The organism is Azospirillum thermophilum (assembly GCF_003130795.1).
Taxonomy (GTDB): Bacteria; Pseudomonadota; Alphaproteobacteria; order Azospirillales; family Azospirillaceae; genus Azospirillum; species Azospirillum thermophilum.
Map to the genome: position 1 here is coordinate 418,266 of NZ_CP029356.1, position 12,669 is coordinate 430,934.

Genomic DNA, 12,669 nt, shown 5'->3' on the forward strand with positions numbered 1-12,669 from the left:
ATCAACATGGCAGCCCCGCGGCCTATTCCATGCCACCGGCGGCGGGCCGCAGATGACGCGGACGATCCGTTCCCCCTATGATCGGACCAACGGCCGCCCGGACGGGAGGCAGGCCGGCGAAGAAGCCGTTGGGAGGGAACCCGCATGCTGCCGAAGGCGGACAGCTATCACGCTCTGCGCGACCGCTTCGCGTGGACGGTGCCGGAGCGCTACAACATCGGGGTGGACGTGTGCGACCGCTGGGCGGCAGAGGCGCCCGACCGGCTGGCGCTGATCCACAAGCGGCGCGACGGCTCGGTGGAGAGCTACCGCTTCGCCGACATCCGCACCCTGTCGAACCGCTTCGCCAACGTGCTGGCGGCCCAGGGGGTGGGGCGGGGCGACCGGGTCGGCATCCTGCTGCCCCAGGCGCCGGAAACCGCGGTGTCGCATGTCGCCACCTACAAGCTGGGCGGGGTGGCGGTGCCGCTCTTCTCGCTGTTCGGGGTGGAGGCGCTGGAATACCGCCTCGCCAACTGCGGGGCCAGGGCGGTGGTGACCGACCGGGCGGGCGCGGAGAAGCTGGCGCGGATCCGCGACCGCCTGCCGGAGCTGAGGACGGTCTTGCGCATCGACGGGGGCGGCGACGGTTGCCTCGACTGGCACGGGCTGGTCGACGCGGCGTCGGACCGCTTCACCCCGGCCGACACGGCGGCGGACGATCCGGCGCTGATCATCTACACCTCGGGCACCACCGGCCAGCCGAAGGGGGCGCTGCACGCCCATCGCGTGCTGCTCGGCCATCTGCCGGGGGTGGAGATGTCGCACGACCTCTTCCCGCAGCCGGGCGACCGCATCTGGACGCCGGCCGACTGGGCCTGGATCGGCGGGCTGCTCGACGTGCTGCTGCCGGCCTGGCATCACGGGGTGACGGTGGTCTCGCACCGCTTCGAGAAGTTCGATGCGGAGGAGGCCTTCCGCCTGCTGGCGGAGTTCGGGGTGCGCAACGCCTTCCTGCCGCCGACCGCGCTGAAGATGATGCGGGCTGTGCCGGATCCGCGCTCGCGCCACGAGGTTTGCCTGCGCTCGGTCGCCAGCGGCGGCGAGACGCTGGGGGCGGAGCTGCTGGACTGGGGCCGCCAGACCTTCGGCGTGACGATCAACGAGTTCTACGGCCAGACCGAATGCAACATGATCGTCTCCTCGGCGGCGACGCTGATGCCGGCCAGGCCCGGGATCATGGGCCGTCCGGTGCCGGGGCACGAGGTGGCGGTGGTCGATGCCGGCGGGAACCGGCTGGGGCCGGGCGCGCTGGGGCTGATCGCCGTGCGCCGGCCGGACCCGGTGATGTTCCTCGGCTACTGGAACAACCCGCAGGCCACCGCGGCGAAGTTCGCCGGCGACTGGCTGCTGACCGGCGACCAGGGAATGCTGGACGGGGAGGGCTACATCCGCTTCGTCGGGCGCGACGACGACGTGATCACCTCGGCCGGCTACCGCATCGGCCCCGGCGAGATCGAGGACTGCCTGATCGGCCACCCGGCGGTGCGCATGGCGGCGGTGGTCGGCGTGCCCGATCCGCTGCGCACCGAGATCGTGAAGGCCTTCATCGTGCTGAACGAGGGGGTGGCGCCGGACGACCGGCTGAAGGCGGAGATCCAGGAGTTCGTGAAGACGCGGCTTGCCGCCCACGAGTATCCGCGCGCGATCGAGTTCCTCGACAGCCTGCCCATGACGACCACCGGCAAGATCATCCGCCGCGAACTGAGAAACCGATAACGCTGGAACCAGAAAAAGAATGACCGAGCTTCTGCTGTTGACCGCCGCTTTCCTGGCCGGGGCGATGAATGCCGTGGCCGGGGGCGGCAGCTTCCTCACCCTGCCGGCGCTGATCTATGCCGGCGTGCCGCCGGTCGCCGCCAACGCCACCGGGACCGTCGCCCTGCTGCCGGGCTATGCCAGCGGGGTCTACGGCTACCGCCACGACCTGGAGCCGGTGGGCGAGGTCGGGCTGGTCACCCTGTCCGCGGTCAGCCTGGTCGGCGGGCTGGCCGGGGCGGCGCTGCTGCTGGTCACGCCGGACGCGGTGTTCCGCGGCATCGTTCCGTGGCTGCTGCTGGTCGCCACGGCGCTGTTCGCCTTCGGCGGGCCGCTGGCCGCCCGGCTGCGCTCGGTCGGGCTGCACGGCACCGGGGCGCTGCTCGCCACGCTGTTCGCGGTGTCGGTCTATGGCGGCTATTTCAACGGCGGGCTCGGCATCCTGCTGCTGGCCCAGCTCAGCCTGTTCGGCATGACCAACCTGAACGCCATGAACGGGCTGAAGAACCTGTTCTCCGCCGTGCTGACGGCCATCGCGGTGGTGGCCTATGCGGCGGGCGGGGCGGTGGACTGGCCGAAGGCGGCGCTGATGGTGGTCGCGGCGGTGGCCGGCGGCTATGCCGGGGCGCGGGTCGGGCGGCGCATCCCGCCGAAGGCGCTGCGCGGCGGCATCATCGCCGTCGGGCTGACGATGAGCGCGCTGTTCTTCCTGAAGTGACGGGCGCTGCGCTAAAGTGGCGCCCCTTCCTCCCTTGCGACGGTTCGAATCCGCCATGCTCACGGTCACCGACCTCGACCTCTTCTACGGCGACGCGCAGGCGCTCGACCATGTGTCGCTGACGGTGGAGGCGGGGACGACCACCGCCATCGTCGGCGCCAACGGGGCGGGCAAGACCTCGCTGATCCGCACCATCTCCGGCATCCTCAAGCCGGGAGGCGGGCGCATCGCCTTCAAGGGGCGGGAGATCGGCGGGCTGCCCAGCCACCGGGTCTGCGACCTCGGCATCGGGCAGGTGGCGGAGGGGCGGCAGATCTTCCCGACGCTGAGCGTGCGCGAGAACCTGGAGATGGGGGCGGTGATCCCGCGGGCCCGCGCCGCGGCGAAGCAGAGCTACGACCGGGTGCTGGCGCTGTTCCCGCGGCTGGAGGAGCGGCTGACCCAGGCGGCCGGCACCCTGTCGGGCGGCGAGCAGCAGATGCTGGCGATCGGCCGCTGCCTGATGGGCCGGCCGGAGCTGATCATGTTCGACGAGCCGTCGCTCGGCCTCTCCCCCGCCATGGTGCAGGAGCTGTTCCGCACCATCCGCAACCTGGCGGCGGAGGGGATGACGATCATCCTGGTGGAGCAGAACGTCGCCGCCTCGCTGAAGCTCGCCCAGCGCGCCTATGTGCTGGAGAACGGCCGCATCGTGCTGTCCGGCACCGGCGAGGCGCTGCTGGCCGATCCCGCGGTGAAGCAGGCCTATCTGGGGCTGTGAAGCGGGCGGGGGATGTCCCCCGCCCGTGGAGTTACAGCGTCAGGCCGGCGATCGAGATGGTCGGGGCCTGCGGCGGCACCTGCTGGGCCTCCAGCCCGTAGGCCATCAGCTTTTCCACCGACGCCTTGCGGTCGGCGGCCTCCGCGAAGCGGCTGCGCGCCTGGGCCGACAGGCTGGCGCGCAGATCGGCGTCGTCGGCCAGTGCGGCGGCGCGCGCCTCGAAATCCGCCTGGTCGACGACGATGAAGGCGCCGCCGGCGATGCTGGCGACGTCGCCGGCGGGCAGGGTGACCACCGGCAGCCCCTCGGCCAGCGCGAAGGCCGCGCTGCCGCCGCCGCCCTGGCGGGGCGGGTTGAGGTAGGCGGTGGCGACCCGGTAGAGCGCGCGGATGTCGTCGACGTGGCCCAGCACGTGGAAGCGCGGCGCGTTGCGCAGCGCGGCGACCCGCTCCGGCAGGCTTTCCACGGCACCGGCGAAGGCGACGCGGGCGGCGGGGACGCGGTCGAGCAGGGCGTCGAGCCGGGCGAGGAACTCCGGCCCGGCCTCGATGTCCAGCCGGTTGCCCACCACCACATAGACCGGCCCCTCGTCGGGCAGGCCGAAATCGCCGCGGCTGCCGCCGCCGCCGGTCTCCGGCAGGGTGTAGCCGAAGCTGAAGGGGCGGAAGCGGTCGCGGATCTCCTCCGGCCAGCCCCTGGCGCCGTCCTCCGGCCCGAAGCCGAGGATCAGGCGGGCGAGCGACGGCGTGATTCCGGTGGAGGTCGGGATGCAGACCACCGCGCGGCTGCGGGCGAACAGGTCGGCGACGGTGTTGGAGCCGCCGAAGGCGACCACGAGGTCCGGGTCGAACCGTTCCACCGCGTCGACGACGGCGTGCAGCTTCTCCTCGTCGAAGCGCTTCTGCGGGAAGGAGATCATGCGGACGGTGGCGCCGAAGGCGCTGATCATCTGCTCCCCGTCATACTCCTCGGTGACGTTGTAGCTGTATTCCGGGACGAAGCCGTTCTCGCCGGTGACCGCCATGGCGTTGGGATTGACGATCACCACCTCGCAGCCCTGCTCGTCCTGCAGGCGGCGGGCGAAGTCGAAGGCGTCCACCGTCGGCTGGTGGCCGGCGCCCAGCATCTGGTTGGTGACGACCGCCACCTTGCGGATGGCGTCGCGCGGCTGCTGGCGCTTGAGGCGGCCGGCGATGGCGTAGCGGCGCGCCGTCTCGTCCACCAGCAGGCGGTAGAAGCGCAGATAGTCGCCGTTGACGAAGCCGCCGATGTCGCCCGAGCGGGCCGCCCCTGGAAGAGCTGCATGGCCATGCCCCAGTAGGCATAGTGCAGCGAGGGGATGGAAAAGCGCATCGGCTCCGCCAGCGCGGCCTGGACCAGCTTGCGGTAATGCTCGATGTCGCCGGACAGGGTGAACAGCAGCGACTGGCGCCGCATCACGTCGGACATGGCATAGCCGGCGTCCAGCTCGGCGGCGGCGGCCCTGCGGGTCTCGTCGTCGTAGCGGCGGATCAGGCCGGCCAGCGCGCCCATGGTCGACCAGCTCTCGCCCTGGTTGGTGAGCTGGGTCAGCGCGCGGGCGAAGCTCAGCGCCGCCTCGCGCGTCCGCCCGGCGGCGTGCAGCGCATGGCCGAGGTTGGCGTGGAAGAGGGTGGAGCCCGGGTCGCCCGCTGCGGCCTGTCCGATGAGGTCCGCCGCCTCCTCCGCCCGGCCCGACTGCAGCGCCAGCACGCCCAGCAGGTGCAGCGCGTCGGGGTGGCCCGGCGACAGGGTCAGCACCTCGCGATAGAGCCGTTCGGCCTCCGCCGTGCGGCCGGCGCGGTGATGCTCGGTCGCGACGGCCAGCGATTGTTCGATCATGTCCATGGCGGGGCCTTCTTCTTCCTTACGGGGTCCTTCGAACACCCTGTTTACGCTGTTTTAGGAGAGCCACGCTCAACTTTCCACATGCTTGGCCTTACGACCCCTGTGGACTCCCGGCTCCTGGCGGCAATCCTTGTGGTTGTCGCGTGTCTGCTGCATCCCGCCGCCGCGCCGGCGCAGGATCTCCTGCCTGAAGAACCGCCGGGACGGCGAATCGTCATCAGCCTGTCGGAACGCCGACTCTACCTGATGCAGGATGGGGCGCCAACCCGCTCCTTCCCGGTGGCGATCGGGCGGCCGGGCGTGACCATTCCGCTCGGCGACAGCACGGTGATGCGCAAGCGGCGCAACCCGACCTGGCACCCGACCGCCAGCCAGCGGCGGGCCAAGCCGTCGCTGCCCCTGTCGGTGCCGCCGGGGCCGGGCAACCCGCTGGGCAAATTCGCGCTCGACCTCGGCTGGACCGCCATCGCCATCCACGGCACCAACGAGCCGGGCTCCGTCGGCCGGCGGGTCAGCAGCGGCTGCTTCCGCATGTTGCCGGCGGACATCGAGACGCTGTTCGGGACGGTGGAGGTCGGCACGCCCGTGCGCGTGGTGCGCGAGGCTGTGGGGACGGAGCCGCCGCCGCCCCTGCCGGCCGCGGCCAAGGCGGCCCCGAAGCCCGCCGTGCCGGCTGTGGCCCCCGCCGCCGCCCCCGCCGCCGCCGCGGCCCCGCCGCCGCCCCGTCCGGTGAAGGCGGGCGCGCCGCCGGCCGGTCCGCCGCCTGCCGTCTCCCCGGCCGCTGCGCCCGCTCCGGCCGTCCTGGCTCCCGTCGTGCCCGACCCGCGCTGTGCCGGGGCGCAGGCGCCGCTGCGCCGGCTGATCTGCGACACGCCGGATCTCGCGGAACTGGACGGCCGGGCGCGCGGCCTGCAGGACCGCTTCCTGGCCGGCCTGCCGGACGGCGCCACCGCCGCCTATGCGCTGGCGCAGGAGGACCGGCGGTTCGACGAGCGGACCGCCGCGCTCTGCTGGGTGCGCAAGGGCACGGAGGGCGATCCGGCCGTCGCGGCGGCGGCGCGGGCCTGCCTGTCCAACGCGCTGCGGGGCCGGCTGCAGGACGTGGCCCAGCGCATCGCGGAGCTGCGGGCGGAAGCGCAGTCCGACGCACGGGGGGCGGCGCGGGTGGTGTCGCGCTGACCCCGGCGCTGCCCCCGCGCCGATCCCCGCGCTCACAGGGCCGACGATCGGCCCGGCGCATTGTCCGGCATCGTTCCCGCTTGCCTCGAAATCGAAGGACTGCTACGCCCGCAGGACAGGCTTCACCACGCACGGTCCCCATGCCGGTCGAGTATTATCTCAACATCGCCGCCTCAGGGCTGCTGACGGGCCTCGTCTATGGCCTCGCGGCGCTGGGGCTGTCGGTGATCTTCGGCGTCGTGCGGGTGGTGAATTTCGCCCATGGCGAGATGATGGTCGCCGGCATGTACGGCGCCGTGCTGCTGGCGGCCTATCTCGGGCTCGATCCGCTGCTGTCGGCGCCGGTCATGGCGGCCGTGCTGTTCGCCGCCGGCTGGCTGCTGCAGCGCGGGCTGGTCAACCGCTTCGTCGAGCAGCCGGAGCACATGCAGTTCATCCTGCTGCTGGGCATCGCCACCATCATCCTGAACGCCATGCTGATGCTGTTCGGACCGGACTCGCGGTCGGTGCAGGTGCCCTACGGCTTCGACACGGTGGAGATCGGGCCGCTGCTGCTCGACGCCGTGCGGCTGCGCGCCGGGGCGGCGGCGATCCTGGTGGCGGCGGCGCTGTTCGCCTTCTTCCGCTTCAGCCGGACGGGCAAGGCGATCCGCGCCTGCGCCGACAATCCGCTCGGCGCACGCGTCGTCGGGCTGGACATGGACGGGCTCTATGCCCTGACCTTCGGGATCGGCGCCGGGACGGTGGGAATCGCCGGGGCGCTGATGACCCTGCTGGTCGACGCCCGGCCGCAGCTTTCGCCGGAATACACGCTGCTCAGCTTCATCATCGTCATCATCGGCGGCCTGGGCAGCCTGCCCGGCGCGCTGCTGGGCGGCGTGCTGATCGGCGTGTCGGAGGCGCTGGCCGGCTTCCTGCTGACGCCGTCGCTGAAGTCGCTGTTCAGCTACGGCGTGCTGATCGTCGTTCTGCTCCTGCGTCCGCAGGGCCTGCTGGGGAAACGGTCTTGACGGCACGCGGCATGATCCTCCTCGCCCTGTTCGCGGTCCTGCTGCTGGGCGCCCCGCTGGTCGCCGACCGCTATGTGCTGTCGGTGCTGACCACGGTGCTGTGGTTCGCCTATGTCGGGCAGGCGTGGAACGTGATGATGGGCTTTTCCGGCCTGCTGTCGCTGGGCCACGCGCTCTATGTCGGGCTCGGCGCCTATGTCAGCGCCGCGCTGTTCGTCCATTTCGGCATCGGACCGTGGGCCGGCCTGTGGCTGTCCATGCTGGCGGCGGTGGCGGCCGGCTGCTTCCTCGGCTTCCTCGGCTTCCGCTTCGGGGTGAAGGGCGTGCATTTCGCCCTGCTGACCATCGCCTTCGCCGAGGTGGCGCGCATCGGCTTCGACCATATCCAGTGGCTGGGCGGCTCCGGCGGCTTCTTCCTGCCGGTGACGGCGGGGGAGAGCGATCCGCTGAACCTGCGCGGCTCGCCGCTGCTGTTCTACTACGTCATCCTCGGGCTGGTGGCCGGCGCGCTGGTCCTGTCGCGGATCCTGCTGCACAGCCGCCTGGGCTACCAGTGGCTGGCGGTGCGCGAGGAGCCGGAGGCGGCGGAGGCGTCGGGTGTCGACCTGTTCCGCGCCCGCATCACGGCGGTGGCGGTCTCCTCGGCGCTGACGGCGCTGGGCGGGGTGTTCCAGGCCTTCTACTTCAACAACCTGTTCCCGGAGCAGGTCTTCTCCATGGGCCGCTCCATCGAGATCATCCTGCCGGCCATCGTCGGCGGCATCGGCACGCTGATCGGCCCGATCCTCGGCGCCTTCATCCTGACCCCGCTGGGCGAGGGCTGACCTTCGTGATCGAGGCGACCGGCGTCGACCTGCCGGGCATGAAGCAGCTTTTCTACGGCATCGCGCTGGTGGCCATCATCGTCTTCCGGCCGGACGGCGTGTGGCCCTGGGTGGCGCGCCGGCTGCGGCTGGTGCGCCAGCCGGGGGAGGAGGCGTGATGGCCGCGCTTCTCGAGGTCGCCGGCCTGTCCAAGCGGTTCCGCGGGCTGAAGGCGGTGTCCGAGGTCAGCTTCCTGGTGCCGGAGGGCAGGATCGTCGCGCTGATCGGGCCGAACGGCGCCGGCAAGACGACCACCTTCAACCTGATCGCCGGCGTCTATCCGGCCGACGAGGGGCGGGTGACGCTGCAGGGCCGGCCGCTGACCGGGCTGAAGCCCAACCAGATCTGCGCCGCCGGCATCGGCCGCACCTTCCAGATCGTCAAGCCCTTCGGCCAGCTCTCGGTCGAGGACAATGTGGTGGTCGGGGCGCTGGCCCGGGAGCGTTCGGTGGAGGCCGCCCGCCGCCTCGCCCGCGCGGTGCTGGAGCGGCTGGGCCTCGCCGATCAGGCGGCCCGGCCGGCGCGCAGCCTGACCCTGCCCGACCGCAAGCGGCTGGAGGTCGCCCGCGCCCTGGCGACCCGGCCGACCCTGCTGCTGCTGGACGAGGTGCTGGCCGGGCTGCGCCCGACCGAGGTCGACCGCATGGTCGAGGTGCTGCGCGACCTCAACCGCCGCGAGGGGCTGACCATCCTGATGATCGAGCATGTCATGCGCGCCGTGATGGCGCTGTCCGACCAGGTGGTCGTGCTGGACCATGGCGAGAAGATCGCCGACGGCGCCCCGGCCGACGTCGTCGCCGACCCGCGGGTGGTCGAGAGCTATCTGGGGCGGAGGAGGGGTGACCCCTCCCCGGCCCGGGGCAGGCTAGACGTCGGTCACGCCGCTCTTCGGGATGCGGATCTCGCGGTGGACGGACATGCTGAGCAGCAGCCCGACGCCCACCATCAGCGTCATCATCGCCGATCCGCCGTAGGACACCAGCGGCAGCGGGATGCCGACCACCGGGATCATGCCCATGACCATGGCGACGTTGACGAAGACGTAGAGGAAGAACTGCGTCGTCATGCCGACCGCCACCAGTCGGGCGAACTGGCTGCGGCAGCTCAGCGCGATCACGATGCCGTAGATGAACAGCATGAGGTAGAGGCCGAGCAGGATCAGCGCTCCGGCCATGCCGAACTCCTCCGCCAGCACGACGAAGATGAAGTCGGTGTGCTTCTCCGGCAGGAACATGAGCTGGCTCTGCGACCCTGACATGAAGCCCTTGCCGAACAGCCCGCCGGAGCCGAGCGCGATCTTCGACTGCAGGATGTTGTAGCCGGCGCCGAGCGGATCGGTCTCCGGGTCGAGGAAGGTATAGACGCGCTGCTTCTGGTAGTCGTGGAGGAACTCCCAGGCGATGGGGATGGCGCCGAGGCCGCCGCCGATCACCAGCAGGAACTTCCAGATGCGCACCCCCGCGGCGAAGAAGACCGCGCCGCTGCCCATGATCAGCAGCAGAGAGGTACCGAGGTTCGGCTGCATCAGCACGAAGGCGACCGGCACGAAGACCAGCAGCAGCGGCGGGATCAGCAGCAGCGGCCGGCCGATCTGGTCCAGCGTGATGCCGTGGAAATAGCGGGCGAGCGCCAGCGTCAGCGCCGGCTTCATCAGCTCCGACGGCTGGAGCTGGAAGAACCCGAGGTCGATCCAGCGCTGGGCGCCCATGCCGATGCGGCCCATCATCTCCACCGCGATCAGCAGGCACAGCACGATCACGTAGATGATGTAGGCCGACCGCATCAGGTGCCGGACGTCGATCAGCGCGATGCCCAGCATCAGCACCAGCCCGGGAATGGCGCGGACGAGCTGCGGCTGCGCCCAGGGCTTCCAGTGGCCGCCGGCCGCCGAGAACAGCAGGGCGACGCCGATCCCGGTGATCGTGCAGATCAGCAGGACCAGCCCCCAGTTGATCAGCCGGAACTTGGTGCCGAGCGTCAGTTCGGGACCGCGCGGGGCCAGCCCGACCGATCCGCCGTTGGAAAGGACCGCCACCTTGAAGCCTGCGTCGGTTTATGCGATGCGGGGATGCGGGCCGGATACTGCCTCAAGAGCCGCCGCGCGGTAAAGCGGCGGACCCGGCGGGCCGCGAAAAGCCACATGACGGCCGCGACCGGCGGCCGCAATCGGCCGGCCGGGTCTGCGGTCCGGCGATCAGATCCGGGCGCGTTCGATCTCGACGCCGACGCTGGCGGCGTCGGGGAAGACGTCCAGCTTCTCCACCCGCACGCGGGCGCTGCGCACGCGGGCATCGGCCAGGCAGCGTTCGGCGATGCGCTCGGCCAGCGTCTCGATCAGGGTGACGTGGCCCTGGCCGACCACCGCCTTGACCGCGGCGGCCATATCCTCCCCCGTCACGCCCGGCGCGATCACGTCGAGGTCGAGGTTCAGCCGGATGCGCTGCGGCTTCAGCCGCTCGTGGGCATAGACGCCGATCAGCGCGTCCATCACCAGATCACGCACGAAACAACGGGAAGACAGCGCCGCCGATGCCGCACGCGGCACCGGAGCGGTAACGGTCGCGAAGAGCTTGTTCATGGCGCACAGCCCTAACACGGCACCGCTGCGCTGCCAACTGCGCAGACCTCAACCCTGCCCCGGTGAGGCTGCGCAAAAAAGCCGCCGTCCGGAGGCCGGCCGATCAGGCGGCCGGCGTCTCGGCGCGGATGCGCTCGCGCAGCACGTCGATCGGCAGCAGGCTGTCGCCGTCCTCGTAATGCCAGAAGGTCCAGCCGTTGCAGGCCGGCAGTCCGGCCATGGCGGCGCCGACCTGGTGGATCGAGCCGCGATGGTCGCCGCGCGGGCCGGAGCCGATCAGCGTGCCGTCGGCGCGCACGCGGGCGGCGACGCGGCGGCGCTGGTCGAACAGCGTGGTGCCGGGGCGCAGCAGCCCGCGCTCCACCACCCAGCCGAAGGGGATGCGCGGCGCGCTGCGCTTGGGCGGCGTGTCGAGCACCGCCCCTTCCGGGGCCGCTTCGACCGCGTCGATGCGGATCCGGGCGGCCTCCGCATAGCTCTCGTCGCGCTCCAGCCCGATGAAGCGGCGGCCGAGCCGCTTGGCGACGGCGCCGGTGGTGCCGGTGCCGAAGAAGGGATCCAGCACCACGTCGCCGGCCCGCGAGGAGGACAGGATGACGCGGTAGAGCAGCGATTCCGGCTTCTGCGTCGGGTGGACCTTGCGGCCGTCGTCGTCGCGCAACCGTTCCGAGCCGTTGCAGATCGGCAGCAGCCAGTCGCTGCGCATCTGCAGGTCGTCGTTCAGGTTCTTCATCGCCTCGTAATTGAAGCGATAGCGGGCGTCCTTGTCGCGCGCCGCCCAGATCAGCGTCTCATGCGCGTTGGCGAAGCGCGTGCCGCGGAAGTTCGGCATCGGGTTGGTCTTGCGCCAGACGATGTCGTTGAGAATCCAGAATCCCAGATTCTGCAGCGAGGCGCCGACGCGGAAGATGTTGTGGTAGCTGCCGATCACCCACAGCGAGCCCTCCGGCTTCAGGATGCGCCGGGCGGCGGCCAGCCAGTCGCGGGTGAAGCGGTCGTAGGCCTCGAAATCCTCGAACTTGTCCCACTCGTCGTCCACCCCGTCGACGCGGGTGTGGTTCGGCCGCAGCAGCTCTCCACCCAACTGAAGGTTGTAGGGCGGATCCGCGAAGACGAGGTCCACCGACTCGGGCGGCAGGGCGTTCATCAGGGCGATGCAATCACCGACCAGAATGCGATCGAGGGGGAGCATATGTGCAACCGGCAGAAGAATGGGACTCGGGGCGACAATGAGTCGAGGCCGAGTCGCCGTCAACTGCTTTCTTGCGCAAGAGTCTGCGGAGTCAGCCGCTTATGGCCTTTTGCGCGGCGACTGGTGCAAAACTGACTCGGTGGTGCGGCGTGACGCCGAAACGCTGCAGCGCGGCGAGATGTTCTGCCGTCGGATAGCCCGCGTTGCGCTCCCACCCATAGTGGGGATGGAGGGTGGAGAGCCTCAACATCTCGCGGTCTCGTGCCACTTTGGCGAGAATCGAGGCGGCGGCGATCGACAGGCTGCGGCCGTCGCCCTTGATGAGGGGATGGGCCTCGCAGGGCAGATCGGGGGCGAACTTGCCGTCGACCAGGGCGACCTCCGGGGCCGGTCCGGGCAGCGCCTCGAAGGCGCGGCGCATGGCGAGCAGCGTGGCCTTGTGGATGTTCAGGCGGTCGATCTCCTCGACGCTGGCCTCGGCGATGGCGAAGGCCAGCGCGTGGGCGCGGATCGCCGGCTCGACCTCCTCGCGGATGCGGCGGCTCAGCGCCTTGCTGTCGTCGATCCCGGCTGCGATCTCCGGCGGCAGGCCGCCGGCCGGCAGGATCACGGCGGCGGCGACCACCGGGCCGGCGAGCGGCCCGCGCCCCACCTCGTCGATGCCGCAGACGAGGCGTCCGCGGCCGAGCCCGGCCTCCATCGACAG

General features: G+C 71.1%; 13 protein-coding genes and 1 pseudogene. 8 read left to right on the forward strand and 6 right to left on the reverse strand.

The annotated features are described in order from the left end of the window. Nucleotides 1-144: 144 nt before the first annotated feature. From DEW08_RS23045 to DEW08_RS23055, 3 genes are read left to right on the forward strand one after another with little or no spacing between them, the layout of a single operon-like run. A complete protein-coding gene (locus tag DEW08_RS23045; protein WP_109331697.1) occupies nucleotides 145-1,758 on the forward strand; it encodes an acyl-CoA synthetase in 1,614 nt (537 codons plus the stop codon). A gap of 19 nt (nucleotides 1,759-1,777) precedes the next feature. Then, nucleotides 1,778-2,515 (forward strand): sulfite exporter TauE/SafE family protein, encoded by a 738-nt coding sequence (locus DEW08_RS23050; protein ID WP_109331698.1) that lies wholly within the window; start codon nucleotides 1,778-1,780, stop codon nucleotides 2,513-2,515. 55 nt (nucleotides 2,516-2,570) lie between these two features. Further along, the gene (locus tag DEW08_RS23055; protein WP_109331702.1) at nucleotides 2,571-3,275 is read left to right on the forward strand and encodes an ABC transporter ATP-binding protein; all 705 of its coding nucleotides are present in this window, start codon (nucleotides 2,571-2,573) and stop codon (nucleotides 3,273-3,275) included. Nucleotides 3,276-3,306: 31 nt separating this feature from the next. On the opposite strand, the gene DEW08_RS32815 is transcribed toward DEW08_RS23055, so the two are convergent. Beyond that, the gene (locus DEW08_RS32815; RefSeq protein ID WP_342760804.1) at nucleotides 3,307-4,401 is read right to left on the reverse strand and encodes a glycosyltransferase; all 1,095 of its coding nucleotides are present in this window, start codon (nucleotides 4,399-4,401) and stop codon (nucleotides 3,307-3,309) included. Then, a complete protein-coding gene (locus DEW08_RS32820; RefSeq protein ID WP_245986922.1) occupies nucleotides 4,317-5,141 on the reverse strand; it encodes a tetratricopeptide repeat protein in 825 nt (274 codons plus the stop codon). Before DEW08_RS32820 ends, DEW08_RS32815 begins: the two co-directional genes overlap by 85 nt. A gap of 132 nt (nucleotides 5,142-5,273) precedes the next feature. Here DEW08_RS32820 and DEW08_RS23065 point away from each other — a divergent pair, with 132 nt between their 5' ends. The 5 genes and pseudogenes from DEW08_RS23065 to DEW08_RS23080 all read left to right on the forward strand — a co-directional run. After that, on the forward strand, nucleotides 5,274-6,320 hold the full coding sequence (locus DEW08_RS23065) for a L,D-transpeptidase (protein ID WP_245986923.1): 1,047 nt from the start codon (nucleotides 5,274-5,276) through the stop codon (nucleotides 6,318-6,320). A 140-nt stretch (nucleotides 6,321-6,460) separates the two neighbouring features. Next, nucleotides 6,461-7,330 (forward strand): branched-chain amino acid ABC transporter permease, encoded by an 870-nt coding sequence (locus DEW08_RS23070; RefSeq protein WP_109331710.1) that lies wholly within the window; start codon nucleotides 6,461-6,463, stop codon nucleotides 7,328-7,330. Continuing rightward, complete coding sequence (locus DEW08_RS23075; protein ID WP_342760795.1) at nucleotides 7,327-8,154, forward strand: branched-chain amino acid ABC transporter permease; 828 nt, start codon at nucleotides 7,327-7,329, stop codon at nucleotides 8,152-8,154. The genes DEW08_RS23070 and DEW08_RS23075 overlap by 4 nt, the downstream gene beginning before the upstream one ends. A gap of 5 nt (nucleotides 8,155-8,159) precedes the next feature. Continuing rightward, nucleotides 8,160-8,312, forward strand: coding sequence for a hypothetical protein (locus tag DEW08_RS33575; RefSeq protein ID WP_342760796.1), 153 nt, complete (start codon nucleotides 8,160-8,162; stop codon nucleotides 8,310-8,312). After that, a pseudogene (locus DEW08_RS23080) lies at nucleotides 8,312-9,022 on the forward strand (ABC transporter ATP-binding protein); the annotation flags it as partial. The gene DEW08_RS33575 and the pseudogene DEW08_RS23080, both read left to right, overlap by 1 nt. A 36-nt stretch (nucleotides 9,023-9,058) precedes the next feature. Here the strand turns inward: DEW08_RS23080 and rodA are convergent. From rodA to DEW08_RS23100, 4 genes are all read right to left on the reverse strand, one after another. Continuing rightward, on the reverse strand, nucleotides 9,059-10,228 hold the full coding sequence (rodA, locus tag DEW08_RS23085) for a rod shape-determining protein RodA (RefSeq protein WP_109331711.1): 1,170 nt from the start codon (nucleotides 10,226-10,228) through the stop codon (nucleotides 9,059-9,061). Nucleotides 10,229-10,387: 159 nt separating this feature from the next. Next, nucleotides 10,388-10,771: a dihydroneopterin aldolase gene (locus tag DEW08_RS23090; protein ID WP_109331712.1), complete on the reverse strand. Its 384-nt coding sequence runs from the start codon at nucleotides 10,769-10,771 to the stop codon at nucleotides 10,388-10,390. A gap of 103 nt (nucleotides 10,772-10,874) precedes the next feature. Continuing rightward, nucleotides 10,875-11,963 carry a site-specific DNA-methyltransferase gene (locus DEW08_RS23095; RefSeq protein WP_109331716.1) on the reverse strand — a complete coding sequence of 363 codons (1,089 nt, stop codon included), beginning with the start codon at nucleotides 11,961-11,963 and terminating at the stop codon, nucleotides 10,875-10,877. A gap of 91 nt (nucleotides 11,964-12,054) precedes the next feature. After that, on the reverse strand, nucleotides 12,055-12,663 hold the full coding sequence (locus DEW08_RS23100) for a ribonuclease HII (protein ID WP_425429135.1): 609 nt from the start codon (nucleotides 12,661-12,663) through the stop codon (nucleotides 12,055-12,057). Nucleotides 12,664-12,669: the final 6 nt, after the last annotated feature.